The organism is Lacibacter luteus, assembly GCF_004118265.1.
Lineage (GTDB): Bacteria > Bacteroidota > Bacteroidia > Chitinophagales > Chitinophagaceae > Lacibacter > Lacibacter luteus.
Genome location: NZ_SDHW01000002.1, coordinates 744,396 through 761,084 on the forward strand (window position 1 = coordinate 744,396; position 16,689 = coordinate 761,084).

Annotated in this window: 20 protein-coding genes; 12 read left to right on the forward strand and 8 right to left on the reverse strand. The window is 41.3% G+C overall.

The window, feature by feature from the left end; all coding sequences use genetic code 11:
* Positions 1-10: 10 nt before the first annotated feature.
* A complete protein-coding gene (locus ESA94_RS10940; RefSeq protein WP_129130924.1) occupies positions 11-394 on the reverse strand; it encodes a YciI family protein in 384 nt (127 codons plus the stop codon).
* Positions 395-405: 11 nt separating this feature from the next.
* Positions 406-864, reverse strand: coding sequence for a DUF1801 domain-containing protein (locus ESA94_RS10945; protein ID WP_129130925.1), 459 nt, complete (start codon positions 862-864; stop codon positions 406-408).
* A 482-nt stretch (positions 865-1,346) separates the two neighbouring features.
* Between ESA94_RS10945 and ESA94_RS10950 the strand changes: the two genes are divergently transcribed.
* Positions 1,347-1,625 (forward strand): hypothetical protein, encoded by a 279-nt coding sequence (locus tag ESA94_RS10950; RefSeq protein WP_129130926.1) that lies wholly within the window; start codon positions 1,347-1,349, stop codon positions 1,623-1,625.
* Between the two features lie 111 nt (positions 1,626-1,736).
* Here the strand turns inward: ESA94_RS10950 and ESA94_RS10955 are convergent, their stop codons facing one another.
* From ESA94_RS10955 to ESA94_RS10975, 5 genes are read right to left on the reverse strand one after another with little or no spacing between them, the layout of a single operon-like run.
* Entirely contained in the window at positions 1,737-2,087 is a 351-nt protein-coding gene (locus tag ESA94_RS10955) for a TfoX/Sxy family protein (protein WP_129130927.1), read from the reverse strand.
* A gap of 6 nt (positions 2,088-2,093) precedes the next feature.
* Entirely contained in the window at positions 2,094-2,597 is a 504-nt protein-coding gene (locus tag ESA94_RS10960; RefSeq protein ID WP_129130928.1) for an SRPBCC family protein, read from the reverse strand.
* A 2-nt stretch (positions 2,598-2,599) separates the two neighbouring features.
* Positions 2,600-3,082 carry a DUF6265 family protein gene (locus ESA94_RS10965; protein ID WP_129130929.1) on the reverse strand — a complete coding sequence of 161 codons (483 nt, stop codon included), beginning with the start codon at positions 3,080-3,082 and terminating at the stop codon, positions 2,600-2,602.
* Between the two features lie 4 nt (positions 3,083-3,086).
* The gene (locus ESA94_RS10970) at positions 3,087-3,485 is read right to left on the reverse strand and encodes a VOC family protein (protein ID WP_129130930.1); all 399 of its coding nucleotides are present in this window, start codon (positions 3,483-3,485) and stop codon (positions 3,087-3,089) included.
* A gap of 17 nt (positions 3,486-3,502) precedes the next feature.
* Positions 3,503-4,012 carry a hypothetical protein gene (locus ESA94_RS10975; protein ID WP_205755955.1) on the reverse strand — a complete coding sequence of 170 codons (510 nt, stop codon included), beginning with the start codon at positions 4,010-4,012 and terminating at the stop codon, positions 3,503-3,505.
* Positions 4,013-4,172: 160 nt separating this feature from the next.
* Between ESA94_RS10975 and pcaF the strand changes: the two genes are divergently transcribed.
* From pcaF to ESA94_RS11000, 5 genes are all read left to right on the forward strand, one after another.
* Entirely contained in the window at positions 4,173-5,384 is a 1,212-nt protein-coding gene (gene pcaF, locus ESA94_RS10980) for a 3-oxoadipyl-CoA thiolase (protein ID WP_129130931.1), read from the forward strand.
* 81 nt (positions 5,385-5,465) lie between these two features.
* Positions 5,466-5,813 (forward strand): YciI family protein, encoded by a 348-nt coding sequence (locus tag ESA94_RS10985; protein WP_129130932.1) that lies wholly within the window; start codon positions 5,466-5,468, stop codon positions 5,811-5,813.
* Positions 5,814-5,891: 78 nt separating this feature from the next.
* Positions 5,892-7,148, forward strand: a complete 1,257-nt coding sequence (locus ESA94_RS10990) for an RNA polymerase sigma factor (protein WP_262708030.1) — start codon at positions 5,892-5,894, stop codon at positions 7,146-7,148.
* Between the two features lie 59 nt (positions 7,149-7,207).
* The gene (locus ESA94_RS10995; protein WP_129130934.1) at positions 7,208-7,438 is read left to right on the forward strand and encodes a hypothetical protein; all 231 of its coding nucleotides are present in this window, start codon (positions 7,208-7,210) and stop codon (positions 7,436-7,438) included.
* A gap of 205 nt (positions 7,439-7,643) precedes the next feature.
* A complete protein-coding gene (locus tag ESA94_RS11000; protein WP_129130935.1) occupies positions 7,644-10,052 on the forward strand; it encodes a zinc-dependent metalloprotease in 2,409 nt (802 codons plus the stop codon).
* Positions 10,053-10,159: 107 nt separating this feature from the next.
* Here the strand turns inward: ESA94_RS11000 and meaB are convergent, their stop codons facing one another.
* On the reverse strand, positions 10,160-11,065 hold the full coding sequence (gene meaB / locus ESA94_RS11005) for a methylmalonyl Co-A mutase-associated GTPase MeaB (RefSeq protein WP_129130936.1): 906 nt from the start codon (positions 11,063-11,065) through the stop codon (positions 10,160-10,162).
* A gap of 207 nt (positions 11,066-11,272) precedes the next feature.
* Between meaB and ESA94_RS11010 the strand changes: the two genes are divergently transcribed.
* From ESA94_RS11010 to lptC, 6 genes are read left to right on the forward strand one after another with little or no spacing between them, the layout of a single operon-like run.
* The gene (locus ESA94_RS11010) at positions 11,273-12,481 is read left to right on the forward strand and encodes a hypothetical protein (RefSeq protein ID WP_129130937.1); all 1,209 of its coding nucleotides are present in this window, start codon (positions 11,273-11,275) and stop codon (positions 12,479-12,481) included.
* Positions 12,460-13,221 carry a glycosyltransferase family 2 protein gene (locus tag ESA94_RS11015; RefSeq protein WP_129130938.1) on the forward strand — a complete coding sequence of 254 codons (762 nt, stop codon included), beginning with the start codon at positions 12,460-12,462 and terminating at the stop codon, positions 13,219-13,221. Before ESA94_RS11010 ends, ESA94_RS11015 begins: the two co-directional genes overlap by 22 nt.
* 37 nt (positions 13,222-13,258) lie before the next feature.
* Positions 13,259-13,900, forward strand: coding sequence for an LON peptidase substrate-binding domain-containing protein (locus tag ESA94_RS11020; protein WP_129130939.1), 642 nt, complete (start codon positions 13,259-13,261; stop codon positions 13,898-13,900).
* A 9-nt stretch (positions 13,901-13,909) separates the two neighbouring features.
* Entirely contained in the window at positions 13,910-14,635 is a 726-nt protein-coding gene (locus ESA94_RS11025; protein ID WP_129130940.1) for a type III pantothenate kinase, read from the forward strand.
* Positions 14,610-15,968: a hypothetical protein gene (locus tag ESA94_RS21430; protein WP_164972708.1), complete on the forward strand. Its 1,359-nt coding sequence runs from the start codon at positions 14,610-14,612 to the stop codon at positions 15,966-15,968. The genes ESA94_RS11025 and ESA94_RS21430 overlap by 26 nt, the downstream gene beginning before the upstream one ends.
* On the forward strand, positions 15,961-16,539 hold the full coding sequence (lptC, locus tag ESA94_RS11030) for an LPS export ABC transporter periplasmic protein LptC (protein WP_164972709.1): 579 nt from the start codon (positions 15,961-15,963) through the stop codon (positions 16,537-16,539). The genes ESA94_RS21430 and lptC overlap by 8 nt, the downstream gene beginning before the upstream one ends.
* Positions 16,540-16,689 lie beyond the last annotated feature (150 nt).

A 16,689-nucleotide genomic window follows, 5' to 3' on the forward strand; every position in this document is an offset into this window, starting at 1 on the left:
TTCAAGTTCGCTAATCGCATTTATTTACCGCTACTCCATAAGGCACTACTTTTACCAGCATGATCTTATTTTTCACTGCCGGATCATCCTGCATCAGCTGCTGTGCTTCTTTTTCATCTTTGGCATAAAAGATCACCAAACCCATCATACCGGGATCGTTTAAATCCAGTTGTGTGCGACCGGCCAGAATAACAACTCCTTCATTTTTTAATTTAATGAGTCGTTGAAAATGGTCACCCGTAATGGCTTCATCTTCCTTAGTCCAGTTTTTTGCATCCTTGTATTTTTCGTTGAGTGTAAGAATACCCAGCCATTGCTTTGGTTTTGCAGCGTTGTTTTGTGCAAAGGCCTGTAAGGAAAATATACAGGCGAGTAAAATCAATACTTGTTTCATACGAGGTTTTTTTATTTGCGTACAAATTTCTTTTCATAAGTAGCGATCCATTCGGCGGGAGTAATTTTCGAAACCAGCTCACCAATTAGTTCGTAAGGTATGTCCTCCGGCTTTTTGTAGCGTATACAGCTCTTACCCATATCTAATTTTTTAGACGAAGCTTTCGCATGTGCATCCTGGAACCATTTTAATAATTGAGGGTCGGCATAGATGCCCATATGATAAAGGTTGATCGAGTTTTTTTGCGAAGCAAGGCCCAAAAAGGGTAAAGGGTCTTCAGGCTTGCAATGATAACCTGCCGGGTACATAGAATGTGGAACGCAATAACCCATCATTCCATAGTTCATGGTTTCTTTAAACCCTTTTGGCAGATTTTTCTTAATAATTTTTCTTAATTGACTTACAGTTTTGCGCCTGTCTTCGGGTAATTCTGCTATGTATTCGTCTACTGTTGTTGCCTTAGATTGCATATTATAAGGGTTTTACTTTACTGCTGTTAACGGTAACAAGTTAAACTAAATGTTTTTGCGTTGGCTATCGAATTTCAACTACAAAATCAAATTAGAATAATGTACAATCTAATGTCAATGTCTTCTATTTTTTTCGGCTCTTTACGGTTGTTACTTTGTCCTGTCATTGATGATGAAGCAACGAAAACTGAAATCTAATTCTATTTAAAAACCAAACGACCCAAAAGCCATTCAAGCAAATGTTTTGTACTCTCTGAAACCGATACCAATGAAAACCAATTTTAATCTGTACCCACTGGAACTTTAATAATCCGATTTCCTGTTAAAAAGGCCCGTTTTTGATCCGAACCCAATGAAAAATCAGCTGACTTTAAACTTAGTAAACCAAAATCCACATTTAACCAAAAGAGCCGGTTGAGTTTTAATTGAACCACGAAAACATACCCAGAAAACTCAACGGTAAATTTTTAAAACACTGTAGTATGAAAACCCAGATTTATCTGAAGCCCGTTATTGGTCATGTTGCAGCATCGTTATTACCTGTAGCTGTTTTAAGGCATAGTTTTTTTATTAATGATGTTTCGCCCGATTTGCAGCTGTTAACCGACGAAAAGAAAGTTGCTGCTGCCGTAAAAAAACTGTTGCTGGAAGAGCTTTTGCAAACCGATTATGCATGTATCCGCATTTCGGCATTGCTTGAAAAAGATCTTTTACAATTAACGGTTCATAAAAAAGGCCCTTTTGCTTTATCCCTGTCATAAAACACAAAAAAATTTCTGATCGTTCATACAAGTTGTGTTGTTCGATTTTTGATGATGATTATCTAACCTTATTGCACCAAGTTACTTATGGTTAATTACGGCAGATCGTTTCTACGATCTGCCTTTCTTTTTGCTTGCTTTCGCAATTTTATTAAAAGCCAATGCAAGATCTATCCAGTAACTGAGTTTCTTTTTGGTAGTAACTGCATCTGCATCAACAAATACATAGCCTTTCATTACTCTGCCTGTAAAATCCATTGGTCTGCAGCCTTCTTTTTCCATTGCTTCATCGTAAACAGCGGGGTCGAGTCGTACCATTAAACGTTCTTTCTCCACACCAACGCACATTTTATCATTCACCATAAAACAGAGCCCGCCAAACATCGCTTTCTCTTCCACATTTTTTTGTGAAGCTGAAATAAGTTCACGCACCTGCGCTGCCAGTTTTTCGTTGTAAGCCATGTGCATTTAAGAATTGATGACGTTTTGAATTTGTTCGTTGCGGTTACGCAAATCAATGCCGCCTTCAAATAGCGATTTCATATTGGCGAAATAGAAAGTCCATCCGGTTTTGCATCCGATATGCCACATCTCTTTCGCTTTTTCATTGGTTGGAATTTCGTCTTGCAGTAACTCGACCATCAATTCATCCTGTTCGGGATAAATGCGTACGCTGCAATTACCTGCATCGCCAAATTTGAACTTAAAAAAATCCTTTCCGTTACAATCAAGTATTTCGCCTGTTTCAGTTACTTCATCGCTGTAGCCATGCCAACGCCAGCGGTAAACATCACCTTTTTGTACAGGTTCATCGCTGCCTCTTAATTCGCCACCAACAGTTTTGTATTCGCTCATACGTAAAAACCAAAACTCAATGCCGCCTCTTGTTGCCCATGCACGGTAAAGCTGCTCAACAGATGAACCTTGTATGTTTATACGTACGGTAAACCAACTCCAATCGAAAGCAGACATGATCAATCTTTTTTTCGTGAATAATAAAAGTTTGATTTTTTAACCGGCGTTTCCAATCCATCATCAATTACTGCATGAATTGAATCTGCATTCACCAATGTATAACTGATGCGTTTTGGAAAATCGTGTTGTGGATTTTCAGCAACAAACCCCTTTTCGCTGTGTGTTGTTATTTTAAACTCAACAGGCTGCTCTCCATTCTGATTTTTTACAGTAGGAATATAATAGTAATGCCCCTTACGGAAAGCCAGTTCAATTTTTTCTAACGGAATAATTGTACCATCGGCACGTGTAATGCTGCTTTCGCCTGAAAGTGTACTGTCGTTTGCAACAGCCCATTTTTCGGTTATAACACCACGCCTTGTTTGCATTTGCCAGGAACCCTTCAACCAGTGAAACGATTTTACAGAAGTATGCCAACCTGTTTCATTACTGAAACTGCTGACTGCAACAAACAAAAGCAATAGAATACTTATCTTCTTCATACTGTTATTGTCTGTATTTTTCGGGAATGTTGTGGAGTGCAATACGGTTACCTTCCGTATCGGCAATTACAGCCATATCGCCATACTCATCAGATATAACTGTTTTTGGAACAAGTATTTTACCGCCGGCTGCTTCTACACGATCGAGAAAGATCTGCACATCAGGATTGCCATTAAGATAGATCATTGGTCCATCGGTTAACGACGGCTTGTAAAAACCGGAGCTTTCCTGCACCAGAGTTCCGCCAATACCCTTCATTGGATCATCAATAGGAAACATGCGCATTTTAAACCCTTGGAATTCTAAAGCCTGCATTTGAATTTGAAAAACAGCTTCATAAAATTTCTGTGCTCTGTCGATATCGGTTGTTGGTATTTCAAACCAACTGATAGCATTATCCATTTTGTAAGTTTTAAAATTTATAATGTGGTTCTTGTTTCTTTTAGTCCTTTATGCTGTAAATAATCAACAAGTTCTTTTGCCTGCTCACCGCCACGGTTGGCATGGTGCAGAAGTGTATAACCATGCGGTCCTCTTGCAAACAGGTATTGCGGATAGGCATCGAGCCAGGCTTTCACCAATTGTGTTTTGCCCAACATTGTTAATACAAACAAATTGGTACGTGCACCTTTTTCAATTAAATAATTGGCAATTTCTTTATTGCCTACGTGCCCTGCCCCTTCTAAGCCTGTTTCAAAATCGCCACCGCCCCAATCCCAGGTGCAGTAAACCAGTGTAGGAAATTCGGCCAGCAATGTTTTTACTTTATCGAGATTGTTATGCCCTGCTCCAACAAACTCTTTTACTTTTTCGGCAGGTAAAGGATCGGGTTTTTGATTGGGAGTTGTTTGTGCTTGTACCAATAGTGGAACAGAAAGTAAACTGCCTGTACCAATTGCGATGTATTGCAAAAAGTTCTTGCGTTGCATGACAGAGGGTTTTCTTAAAGTTCCGAAATAGATCAGATGAATTTATTCCTTTCATCATTTCTTTTTAGAAATCTATGTAATAATATCCGGGTTCTGTTGTGTCGTTCATCTTCTTTACATTCGTTTTTTTAACGATTGCTTGCTATTAAAGTTTTTACACATGAAACAATGTTTTATCGTAGATGGGGTGCGAACGCCGATTGGTAGTTTTAAAGGAATGTTCTCGGGCTTACGTGCCGATGATCTGGCGGCTGTACCATTAGCTGCTTTAACAGAAAAATATAAAGCATTGCTTCCTGCATCGCTTGTTGAAGATGTATTGCTTGGTTGTGTAAACCAGGCGGGAGAAGATAACCGTAATGTTGCCAGGATGGCTTTGCTGCTGGCAGGTTTGCCCGTTACTGTACCCGGCGAAACGGTTAACCGTTTATGTGCATCGGGTATGAGTGCGGTTGTGCAGGCGAAACGTGCAATACAGGTTGGCGATGCGGATGTGTTGATTGCAGGTGGTGTTGAACACATGACCCGCAGCCCATTAGTAATGAGCAAGGCATCGGCTGCATTTGATGGCGCACAGGAAATGTTCGACAGTAGTTTTGGCTGGCGCTTCGTTAATCCGAAAATGAAGGCCATGTACGGAACTGATGCAATGGGCGAAACAGCAGAAAACCTGGTTGATCTTTACAATATTTCACGGAACGATCAGGATCGCTTTGCCTGCAACAGTCAAATGAAAGCTGCCGCAGCAACTGCAAACGGAAATCTGGCAAAAGAAATTTGCAGTGTAACTATTCCGCAGAAAAAAGGCGAAGCAGTTGTTGTAACAAAAGATGAATTTATTAAATCATCTACAACACTTGAAGTATTGGCTAAACTGAAACCTGCTTTTCGTACAAACGGAACCGTTACTGCAGGCAATGCATCGGGATTGAACGATGGTGCAGCAGCATTGTTGCTTGCAAGTGATACTGCAGTTGAACAATATGGATTAAAGCCATTGGCGAAGATCATCAGTTCGCATGTTACAGGTGTTGAACCAAGGATCATGGGTATTGGTCCGGTTGAAGCAGCCAACAAAGCCTTGCAGAAAGCCGGACTTTCCTGGAATGATCTTTCTATTATTGAATTGAACGAAGCATTTGCTGCACAATCGCTGGCTTGTATTCGCCAATGGGGCATAGCAGATGATGATGCACGTCTTAACCGTTACGGTGGTGCTATTGCGTTGGGCCATCCCTTGGGTATGAGTGGTGCACGGCTTATTCTTACAGCTGCCAAACAGTTGCAGGAGGTAAACGGAAAGTATGCTTTGTGTACAATGTGTATTGGTGTAGGACAGGGCTATGCTGTGGTGTTGGAAAATGCAGGATAAAAAAAAATTGTTTAGCTGGTTGTCCGGATTGGTTGCAGCCATTCGTCTATCAATAAATTATTCACTTTTAAAACAGATTTTATGGAACAATTCATGTTGATCTTTCATGGCGGAATGGCAAATAATTCATCGCCCGACGAAATGCAGGAAAATATGGGCAAATGGCTTGCCTGGATAAATAAACTTGCAGCAGCAGATAAATATGTAAGTGGTGAGCCATTATTACCGGGTGGTAAACTCATTAAGGGTAACAGCAAAAATGTGGTAGATGGTCCGTACACCGAAGGGAAAGAAATTGTTGGCGGCTACTTTGTGATTAAAGCTGAGAACTATGATGAAGCCGTAGCGCTTTGCGAAGATTATCCCGATTATGAAATTGGTGGTAGCATTCAATTGCGCCAGGTATTGAAAATGGATATGCCTTCATAATATGTAAAAAAGCTCCGTTAAAACTGGCGGAGCTTTTTTTAACTTGCAGAAAAGAATCTTCTGCAACAAACATCTCCCATAGAACAAACAGTTGAACATCTCTTTCGCCATGAATGGGGAAAGCTGGTTGCTGCGTTAACCAAACTTTTTGGTGTACATAACCTGGAGCTTGCCGAAGATGTTGTGCAGGATACATTGGTGAAAGCATTTGAACATTGGAAGATCAATGGTGTTCCTTCCAATCCATCAGGTTGGTTATACACTGTTGCACGTAACAAAGCAGTGGATGTAATTCGTCAACAGAAACGGGGCGAAGAATTTGCAAGATCGTTTACGCATTTATTACAGTCGGAATATTCGCTGGTACCAACTATTCACGAACAGTTAAATGAAAAATTTGTAGACGATGATCGTTTGCGGATGATGTTTGTTTGTTGTCATCCATCACTCTCACCTGAATCGCAGGTTGCACTTGTGCTTAAAACGTTGTGTGGCTTTAGTGTCACCGAAATTGCCAAAGCATTTGTATGCAGTTACGATACGATTGAAAAAAGATTATACCGGGCACGACAAACATTTCGTGAACAACAGGTCGATTTTGAATTGCCTGCTGCCGATGTGCTGGATAGTCGGTTGAACAATGTATTGATGGCTGTTTATCTTTTATTCAACGAAGGATATAATTCAACCCATCATGAAAACCTGATACGAAACGATCTCATGCGTGAAGCGATGCGTCTTTGCGAATTGATCTGCAGAACAAAAACGGTTGAGCATGCAAACAGTCATGCATTAATGGCGCTCATGTGTTTTAATGCATCAAGAAACAATGCACGGATGGACGATGATGGAAATATATTATTGATGAAACAACAGGACCGCAGCAAATGGAACAGGGCATTGATCGAAACGGGTGTTTTTCACCTCGAAGAATCTGCCGCTGGCGAAACCATCAGTAAATATCATCTTGAAGCCGGCATTGCGTATGAACACGCACGTGCAAGAGACTATGCACATACCAACTGGCACAATATCCTCAGCTGTTATAATTTATTGCAGCAACTCTATCCTTCACCCATCATTGCATTGAACAGAGCAATAGTGATTGCTGAATTACATGGGCCGAAAGAAGCGATTGTTGCTATTGAACTGATCGAAGGAAAAGAAACATTGAAAAATTATTATCTCCTGCCGGCAGTTTTGGGCGAGTATCATGCTCAAATCGGCGATCATACAAAAGCCAAAGCCTATTTTAAAGAAGCGGAAGGCTTAACACACTCCTCAGCCGAAAAGAAATTACTGAAGCAGAAAGAACAAAGTCTGCATCGCCGGTAACGGTATTCCTTGCAACTTCTTTCTTTTCCTCCCTTACCTTTGCAATTCAAATTCAGTGTATGAAAAAGTGGGCCGGACTGGTTACTTTATTATTGATCTTATTTTTGTTTACAGGCGTTGATGCAGAAGCACAATGTGCTATTTGTACAAAAACAGCATCACAGCTGGGTGAAAAACCTGCAAAGGCATTGAATGGCGCAATTATTTATTTAATGAGTGCTCCCTTACTCATTATTGCATTTGTTGGCTGGCGTTGGTGGAAAAATCAGCCGAAGGAAGAACAGCAGTAGTCTTTTAGCGAAGCCTGACAGGTTAAGCTTATCGGGTTGATTACAGAAGTAAGCGCAATTATTATAAGTACACAAACCTGTCAGGTCAGGTACACTTCAATTCCCCTCATATCTCGACTTCGCTCAGGGTTTTCAGCGCCACTAATCACATTCTCTTTTCTCAATCAAATGCAGGGCTTAACTTGTATGCATCAAACCAACGCATATGAGAAAGTCAATTTTATTGCTGTTGCTGTTACCTTTTTTTGCAGCAGCACAGAAACTCCCAACCATTGAAGACAAGACAAACGGTTTAAAAAAGTACGAAGGTTATTTCCCTTTTTATTGGGATGAGAACAGTAATAAACTCTGGCTGGAAATAGACAAGTTCGATACGGAGTTTCTTTATGTGGTATCGTTACCCGGTGGATTAGGTTCGAATGATATTGGTCTCGATCGTGGTTTGCTGGGCGAGGATCGTGTAGTGAAGTTTTCGAAAACCGGTCGCAAAGTGTTGCTTATTCAACCCAACTACAGTTACCGTGCATTATCAAACAGTGCAGCCGAACGCAGGGCCGTTGAACAGGCATTTGCACAAACAACAGTTTGGGGTTTTACTGTTGAAGCAGAAAGCAACGGCAAGGTATTGGTTGATGCAACCGACTTTTTGTTGCGTGATGCCATGAAGGTGAGCAATACCATCCGCCGGATGCGGCAGGGAAATTATGTGCTGGATAAAACACGCAGCGCCATGTATCTGCCACGCACAAAAAATTTTCCGCTTAACTCCGAACTGGAAGTAACCGTTACTTATGCAAACAGCGATGGTGAAGTGGGCAACTATGTACAGGCGGTTACACCTTCAACCGAAGCAATTACGTTGCGTATTCATCATTCGTTGGTGCAACTGCCGGATAATAATTACAAACCAAGAGTGTTTGATCCACGCAGCAGTTACATTCCCATTTCGTTTTACGACTATGCATCACCTGTTAGTGACCCCATCGAAAAATATTATATCATCCGTCATCGCTTAAATAAAAAAGATCCATCTGCTGCAAAAAGCGAAGCTGTAAAACCCATCATTTATTATTTAGATAATGGAACACCGGAACCAATTCGCTCTGCATTGTTAGAAGGTGGCAAATGGTGGAACCAGGCTTTTGAAGCAGCTGGTTATACCAATGCATTTGATGTGCGCATCTTACCTGATAGTGCCGACCCGATGGATATCCGTTACAACATGATCAATTGGGTGCATCGTTCTACACGTGGCTGGAGTTATGGTGCATCGGTTGTTGATCCACGTACAGGTGAAATTATTAAAGGACAGGTGTCACTTGGTTCGTTGCGTGTACGACAGGATTATCTCATCTTCTCCGGTTTATTATCGCCTTATGAAACAGGCATTCCTGCAAATGATCAAATGTTGAAAGCAGCATTGGCAAGATTGCGCCAGCTATCGGCACATGAAATTGGTCATACAATTGGATTGATGCACAACTATGCAGCCAGTGTAAGCAACCGTGCAAGTGTAATGGATTATCCGCATCCCACCATTCATTTAAATGCACAAGGTGAGATGGATTTTTCGAATGTGTATGATGATAAGATCGGTGACTGGGATAAAGTAGCAGTTACATGGGGGTACCAGGATTTTCCAGCAGGAACAAATGAAGCAACTGCATTGAATACAATTTTAGTTGATGCGAATAAACGTGGATTGCAATTCATCGCCGATCGGGATGCACGTGCACCGGGTGGTTTGCATCCGCAGGCACATTTGTGGGATAATGGTGTAAGTGCAACCGAGGAGTTGAAAGAAGTAATGAAAGTAAGGGCAAAGGCATTAAATGAATTTGGCGAGAAAAATATTCGTCCGGGTATGCCGATGGCTATGCTGGAAGATGCGTTGGTGCCGGTGTACTTCTATCATCGTTATCAGATTGAAGCAGCTGTTAAGTTGGTAGGTGGTATGTATTATTCTTATGCATTGCGTGGCGATGGACAGATCATTACCAAACAGATGAGCAAAGCAGAACAGCTTGCTGCATTGGTTGCAATTGTTGATTGTATTGATCCGAAAGTATTGCAGATACCCGATCGCATTGCTGCGTTGATTCCACCACGACCATCGGGTTACAACAGCTCAAGAGAATTGTTCCGTAAACGTACAGGTTTATCATTCGATCAGTTGTCGCCTGCGGAAACAGCAGCCGATCTTCCTTTTTCATTTTTATTCAACAGCGAACGGTTGAGTCGTATGGTGCAGTTAGAATTGAAAGGCGGTTTGGGATTAGAAGAAATGCTTCGTGTACTGATCGATAAAACATTTAAAGCTCCACGTCGTAATGGTATTGAAGCGTTGATACAACAACAAACAGAACAGGTGTTGTTGACGTATTTGTTGGCATCGTCTGTTGATGAAAACAATTCGTATGCAGTTCGTGGTATACTTACAAAGGCAATGAACGATTTGAAAAAGTATATCGAACTGCAAAGCAAAACAGCAACGGGAACTTATGCCGGTCATTTGCAACTGGTAGTTGAGCGCATGAAAAATCCTTCTGCTGCCAAGCCAACCATTCATAAAGAAATACCACCGGGTGCGCCGATTGGTTGTGAAGAAGATTGAACCACAAAGACACAAAGAGTCACGAAGTAGTACAAAGAAAAACAGAAACGGAGAGCATTGCTCTCCGTTTTACTTCGTGAATCTTTCTGTCTTAGTGCCTTTGTGGTTCACAACAAAAGATAGTTATGTATGAACTTATACAAATTAAAATCGCTTTTCTTCATTTCTTCTTCAATCTGCAGTTTCATTGCTTTCTTCTGCACATCTTTCATACGTTGCTGTTGAATTAAATAATACGCTTTCTCGGCAAGTAACCAGCTTCTGCGTTCGTTGGAATGCTGATGCTGTAACAACAGTTCAATTTTTTCGAGTAATTCGGCTGCACCGTTTTGTTCGGTCGCAATGGTTTTCACCACATGTATTTCCTGTTCGTGTGTAGTAAAAGCAGGAGCTAACATCAGGCGAAGATTGCGTACAAACAGATCAGCTTCGGGCCGGTCGGCTTTGTTCACTGCAAAAATATCAGCGATCTCCATTAAGCCTGCTTTCATTGTTTGTACTTCATCACCAGCTTCGGGTACTAATACAACAGTTGTAACATCCGCCAAACCTGCAATTTCGATTTCACTTTGTCCAACACCAACCGTTTCTACAATTACATAATCAAAACCTGCTGCTTTGCAGGTATCAGTGATCTCTAAAATTTTCGGATGCAGCCCACCAAGCGATCCACGTGTTGCCAATGAACGGATGAACACATTCGGATGATTGTACCAATTGCTCATGCGGATACGATCGCCGAGCAATGCGCCTAAGTTGAAAGGTGAAGAAGGATCAACACAAAGCACTGCCACTTTTTTTCCTTTATTCACTAATAAACCAATAAGGCTATCGGTCAGTGTGCTTTTACCGGCGCCGGGCGGTCCGGTTATACCAATAACAGGCGTATGTGTAACAGGCAGACTTTGCAAAAAAACTTCATAACCCGGCACTTCATTTTCAATTAATGAAATACTACGGGCAAGACTTTTCATGTTTCCCTGCTGTAATTCGTTTAATAAAGCCGTCCACATGCTACAAACCTAATTGAAATAATGCTTGCATTCAAACTAAGTAGAATACTATAGATGTTTGGCAAGCAGCTGCACGCTTATGGGTAGCAATAACACAGTTAGAAAGATCAGGAGTTAAACCATGTAAAGTTTGTTTATTTGCAAACAAGCATGCTGTTTAGCCGAACCAACATATATCTGTTTCTTTTTTGTAGTGCCATAGTAACAATGGCCGTTGGTTTTTTATGCAGCCGTTTATTACTCAGCATCGGCACCATTTCACTTATTACAAATGCGTTTATACAAGGCAACCTGAAAGAGCGCTTTCAACAATTCATTTCCGACAAACTGTCAATTGGCATCAGCTGTTTGTTTCTGCTGCCCTTTATTTCGGGTTTATGGAGTAGTGATAAACAGGAATGGGTAAGCATTATGCAGGATAAGCTTCCGTTGTTGTTGCTTCCGTTTGCATTGATCAGTCAAAAAGGAATTGAACGGAAACAATTGCTTTGGTTTAAACTGTTTTGGATAGGGTTGATGTTTGGAGGCTCGGTTTGGAGTGCGGTACAATATGCAGCGGAGCTGCAGTATTTCAACAACGCTTATCAGTTTTCACAAACCATTCCAACACCTGCTGCAAACGATCATATCCGCTTCAGCATGGGAATTGTTATTGCTTTATTGTTTTGGCTGAAGATTGAAGAATGGAAAGCAATAGCATCTAAGCTGTTCATTACAACAATAAGAGTTGCTGTACTTTGGTTAACGATTTACCTGCATATACTTGGAGCAAAAACAGGTTTGTTGGGTTTATATGTTGTGGTGCTTCCATTGCTCATTCTTCAATTATACAAAAGCGGTAAACAAAAAGCAGCAGCAGTTGCATTGGCTGCGGTACTGTTTCTGCCATTGCTGTCGTATGCACTGCTTCCAACATTTCGTGTGCGGGTACATTATGTTTTGTTCGAACAGGTGAACTGGAATGCACAGGAGTTTGCAGGCCGCTTCAGCGATGCAAACAGGTGGACAAGTATACAAAGTGGCTGGTATTTGTTTAAACAAAACTGGCTTGGCGGTGTTGGTTATGGGGATATAAAAACACAGGCAGGCGTATGGTATGCATCACACGCATCCGAAGTTGCCATAACCGAACAGTTTTTGCCCTTAAACCAATGGATGATGAGTGGAAGCGGTGCAGGTATACTTGCTGTACTGTTGTTTACTGCTGTGGCGTTTATGCCCTTATTCTTAGAAAAATGGAAACATCATAAACAGGCTCTTGCCTTTGTATTGTTCATGAATCTTGTTTTTTTATACGAAAGCACAATTGATGACCAGTTTGGTGTATTTCTATATTGTTTTTTTATCCTATATTGGAATTGTACGATCAACCTTGAGAAAAACGAACTTCTGAAATGCAACCCATCTCCGTTGTAATAATAACCAAAAATGCAGCGCACCTGTTAGCAGCAACACTCCAAAGTGTAAAGCTGTTAACAGACAGTATTATTGTGTGCGATACAGGCAGCAACGATGCCACCATACCCATTGCTAAAAAGAACGGTGCCAAAGTAATTGAAGAAAAATGGCGTGGGCACGGACTTACCAAAAACATAGCGAACGAACAGGCCGACTACGACTGGATATTACAAATTGATGCAGATGAGATTGTAGATAAACAGTTGCTCGATACTTTACTGCAACTCGATCTGTCGAACGAAAAGCAGGTGTTCACCATTCGCCGTAAGAATTATTTTGTAGAAAAGCTTATTCGTTTTGGCCAATGGCGGCACGATGATCCAACCCGGCTGTTTAACCGTAACCAGGCAATCTGGAACGAAGATGCAGTGCACGAAAAACTGATTTGTGAAGATGATTGCGAAGTAAAAAAGTTAAAAGGAGCATTGCTGCATAAAACCGTACAAAGCACAGAGCAGTACACAGAAAAAATGAACAGTTACGCTGTAAAAAGCGGCGAGCAATATTTTAAAAACGGCGTAAAAGGCGTTTCGTATAAAGTGTTGTTTTCGCCCATCTTTAATTTTTTCCATAATTATATACTAAGACTGGGCATGCTCGATGGCAGAGAAGGGTTTATTATAGCCCTTACTAATTCAAGGTATACGAAAACAAAGTACAAAACACTGCAACGTTTACTGCGGCAGCAGAAACAATAATCGCTTTCTTTGTTATTTTGCAGCGAGAACCTTTGGTATGACCAACTTTATTCCCATTTTCCCTCTTAGTGTAATTGTTTTTCCCGGCGAAAACCTGAACCTGCACATTTTTGAACCCCGTTACAAACAACTTATTACAGAATGCTACGAACAAAAAAAGCCGTTTGGTATTCCTGCTGTAGTAAATAAAGAATTAAAGGAGCTGGGTACATTGGTGGAGGTAAAGGAAATAAAAAAAGTATATGATGACGGGAAGATGGATATTTCTACAAAGGGAATAAAAGTGTTCCGCATGCTGGAAATGGTTCGCAGCATTCCCGATAAACTGTACAGCGGAGCCATTGTAACTTATCCCGACGACTTGGACGATGGTAACCGTCTTCAAATGCAAAAAGTTGTGCAGGGCATTAAGGATCTGCATAAATTACTCCAGGTAAGTAAAGATTTTAAAAAACCGGAAGAAGAATTAAAGTCGTTTGATGTAGCCCATCACATCGGGTTAAATGTAGATGAAGAATACGAACTGTTAAGCCTGTTTAGAGAAGCACAAAGACAGGAGTATTTAAAACGCCACCTTAATAAAGTAATTCCACTGCTTTCAGAAATGGAAGGCCTGAAGGAAAAAGTAAAACTCAATGGCCATTTCAGGAATTTGCAGTCGTTCGATTTTGACCTGTAACTTCGCTGCATGTCCACCACCATTTGTTTCGATTTCGGCAATACACGTTTAAAAGCGGCTGTGTTCGACGAAAGTCATCTCAAAGAAATAATTATACTTCCTAACGATGACCGTTCAACTATTGAAGAGCTGTTGCAGAAATTCCAACCGCAGTACAGCATTTTATCATCTGTTATCAATCACCAGGAAACAGTGGAGCATGTGCTGGCCCATCACAGCAATTTTCATAAACTGTCGCATGCAACAAAATTGCCTTTTACAACGCCGGTTGGTAAACCCGAAACTATCGGAGCAGATCGCCTGGCACTTTGTGCGGCTGCGGTTCATCTTTTCCCCAACAGCAATAATTTAGCCATCGGGCTGGGCACTTGTATTACTTACAACTTCATCAATAACCAAAACCAGTTTTTGGGCGGCAGTATATCGCCGGGGCTCGAAATGCGGTTTAAAGCCATGCACGGCCTCACAGCCAAGCTGCCTTTGGTAAATATGGAGTGGAATTTTCCGTTGATTGGGTACGATACCAAAACCAATCTCCTTAGCGGTGTAGCCTGGGGTATGGCCAAGGAAATCGACGGTATTATTGACGCTTATGCCGAAAAGTACGGGAACTTTAACGTGCAATTAACCGGGGGCGATACGCTGCATTTTGCTCCTCTGCTCAAAAACCAGATATTTGCAGACCCTCAACTAATCTTTAAAGGACTGTATGCAATCAGTGAGTTTAATCGGTAAGCGTGTTTCGTTTCTGTTCGTGCTATCGTTATCAATCGTTTCTCAGTTAAAATCGCAGGATAATTCGCCCTGGAGCCGGTATGGCTTAGGCGATATTGTGCCTTCCGGTAACATCGTAAACAGAGGTATGGGCCATGTTGGTGCAGCTTACAGCGACTATCAAACCATCAACTTTGTAAACCCGGCATCGTACAGTCGTTTTGGCTTACAGCGTTCGATCCTCGATATTGGTATCGATATTAACAGCCGTAAACTCAGCGATAACAGGGGTAGTTCTTATACTTCTAATAATGCGGTAGTTCCTTACCTCGCTGCCGGTTTTCAAATAAAACCGCCAAAAGCAAAATACGATTGGGGTTTGGCATTTGGTCTGCGTCCTTTAACCAAAGTGAGTTACAACATTATTTCGGGCAGCCGTTTAGATGCAGGCGATAGCGTTGTTTCAATTTATGAAGGAAGCGGTGGTAGTTACCAGGCATTTGTAGGGTCTGCTATCGGTATTAAGAATTTAAGTATTGGATTTAATACAGGTTACCGTTTTGGTACGGCCGATTATATTACACGTGTTAATATTTTGAACGATACTGTTCCTGAGCGTTACCGCAGCGGGCAAAAGAAAATCGGTAACAAGTTTGGTGCAGCATTCTTAGAACTTGGTTTGCAATACCGCATTAAACTGGGATTGGATACTGCAAAAAAACGTGCAAGCTTTTTACAACTGGGTGCTTATACCAGCCTGCAAGGGAAATTAAAAGGCACTCGTGATGAATTGTACGAAACGTTCTTTATCACCGGCCAGTCTGGTACCGATCAGCAGATTGATTCTGTTTCAGAAAAAACAGATATTCCAATGAGTCTGCTTTATCCTTCAACTTATGGCTTTGGTGCCATGTACGAGTTTGAAGGCAAAACAAGTTTGCGCATTGGTGCCGATGTGGTGTTGAGTAACTGGGGCAATTATGAATATGATGGCGCAAAAGACAGCAAGCTGCAAAACGGATGGCAGGTAAAAACAGGAGCGCAATTTATTCCTGATATTACAGGCCGTGCAAAATCGTACTGGAACCAGGTAATGTACCGCACCGGATTTACTTACGGTTTAGAACCTTATAAGGTTGATGGCGATATGAAAAGCTATGGTATTACACTGGGCTTAGGTTTACCCATCCGCCGCTATTCGTATGCAGAGTTTAACCGGAACAACATCATCAATACATCGCTTGAGTTTGGCCAGCGTGGTAATCGCACCATGTTGTTGCGTGAAAACTATTTCCGTTTTTCAGTTAGTTTCTCACTCAGCGATATCTGGTTCATCAAACGCAAATATGAGTAATCGCTTTTATCATATTAACCTAATAAAGAAAGCAGCAGCACTAATCATGGGCTGCTTTTTTTTCATAGCCTGCGAAAACGACCTCGACCAGATTCGTAAAATGCAGCAACAAAAACTATCGGTTGATGAAGTAAAGGGTGTAACCAGTTACTTAAGTCAATCGGGAGTAGTAAAGGCAAAGCTAACGGCGCCTTATATGCTCCGTTATTTCGATAGTGTGCCAAGGGTAGAATTTCCCCGTTCGCTGCACGTAGATTTTTATGATGACAGCACCCGTATTAAAAGCTACCTCAATGCAAAAAGAGCCGATTATTACGAACAGCAAGGCCGGGTTATTTTGCGTGATAGTGTAGTTGTGATTAGTGTTGATGGCGATACCTTAAAAACCGATGAGCTTTTTTGGGAACAGAATTTGCATAAACTCTATACCACCAAAGATGTGGAGATAAGACAGCGCACCAAAACCATTTTCGGAAAAGGGTTTGAAAGCGATGAACAATTGAAAAACTTTAAGCTCGATTCCATAACAGGAATTTTATTGGTGGGAGCTTCTAAATTTGCAGGGAATTAAAAACCCGTCCTGCATTTTTCGTACCTGTTGAAACATCATCAATCCGCCCGGTATTGCACACAACGCATGCTGCCGAAAACGTAAATGTGTTGCCTTTGTTAAATGAAGAAGCTGCAAGCAATTAAAACAATCTTTAAAACAAAGCCACGT

What these genes read in the sequence shown, in the direction of transcription:
- ESA94_RS10940 (WP_129130924.1), bottom strand. Translation starts at nt 394, where the DNA reads ATGAAACAAGTATTGATTTTACTCGCCTGTATATTTTCCTTACAGGCC.
- ESA94_RS10945 (WP_129130925.1), bottom strand. Translation starts at nt 864, where the DNA reads ATGCAATCTAAGGCAACAACAGTAGACGAATACATAGCAGAATTACCC.
- ESA94_RS10950 (WP_129130926.1), top strand. Translation starts at nt 1,347, where the DNA reads ATGAAAACCCAGATTTATCTGAAGCCCGTTATTGGTCATGTTGCAGCA.
- ESA94_RS10955 (WP_129130927.1), bottom strand. Translation starts at nt 2,087, where the DNA reads ATGGCTTACAACGAAAAACTGGCAGCGCAGGTGCGTGAACTTATTTCA.
- ESA94_RS10960 (WP_129130928.1), bottom strand. Translation starts at nt 2,597, where the DNA reads ATGTCTGCTTTCGATTGGAGTTGGTTTACCGTACGTATAAACATACAA.
- ESA94_RS10965 (WP_129130929.1), bottom strand. Translation starts at nt 3,082, where the DNA reads ATGAAGAAGATAAGTATTCTATTGCTTTTGTTTGTTGCAGTCAGCAGT.
- ESA94_RS10970 (WP_129130930.1), bottom strand. Translation starts at nt 3,485, where the DNA reads ATGGATAATGCTATCAGTTGGTTTGAAATACCAACAACCGATATCGAC.
- ESA94_RS10975 (WP_205755955.1), bottom strand. Translation starts at nt 4,012, where the DNA reads ATGCAACGCAAGAACTTTTTGCAATACATCGCAATTGGTACAGGCAGT.
- pcaF (WP_129130931.1), top strand. Translation starts at nt 4,173, where the DNA reads ATGAAACAATGTTTTATCGTAGATGGGGTGCGAACGCCGATTGGTAGT.
- ESA94_RS10985 (WP_129130932.1), top strand. Translation starts at nt 5,466, where the DNA reads ATGGAACAATTCATGTTGATCTTTCATGGCGGAATGGCAAATAATTCA.
- ESA94_RS10995 (WP_129130934.1), top strand. Translation starts at nt 7,208, where the DNA reads ATGAAAAAGTGGGCCGGACTGGTTACTTTATTATTGATCTTATTTTTG.
- ESA94_RS11000 (WP_129130935.1), top strand. Translation starts at nt 7,644, where the DNA reads ATGAGAAAGTCAATTTTATTGCTGTTGCTGTTACCTTTTTTTGCAGCA.
- meaB (WP_129130936.1), bottom strand. Translation starts at nt 11,065, where the DNA reads ATGTGGACGGCTTTATTAAACGAATTACAGCAGGGAAACATGAAAAGT.
- ESA94_RS11010 (WP_129130937.1), top strand. Translation starts at nt 11,273, where the DNA reads ATGGCCGTTGGTTTTTTATGCAGCCGTTTATTACTCAGCATCGGCACC.
- ESA94_RS11015 (WP_129130938.1), top strand. Translation starts at nt 12,460, where the DNA reads ATGCAACCCATCTCCGTTGTAATAATAACCAAAAATGCAGCGCACCTG.
- ESA94_RS11020 (WP_129130939.1), top strand. Translation starts at nt 13,259, where the DNA reads ATGACCAACTTTATTCCCATTTTCCCTCTTAGTGTAATTGTTTTTCCC.
- ESA94_RS11025 (WP_129130940.1), top strand. Translation starts at nt 13,910, where the DNA reads ATGTCCACCACCATTTGTTTCGATTTCGGCAATACACGTTTAAAAGCG.
- ESA94_RS21430 (WP_164972708.1), top strand. Translation starts at nt 14,610, where the DNA reads ATGCAATCAGTGAGTTTAATCGGTAAGCGTGTTTCGTTTCTGTTCGTG.
- lptC (WP_164972709.1), top strand. Translation starts at nt 15,961, where the DNA reads ATGAGTAATCGCTTTTATCATATTAACCTAATAAAGAAAGCAGCAGCA.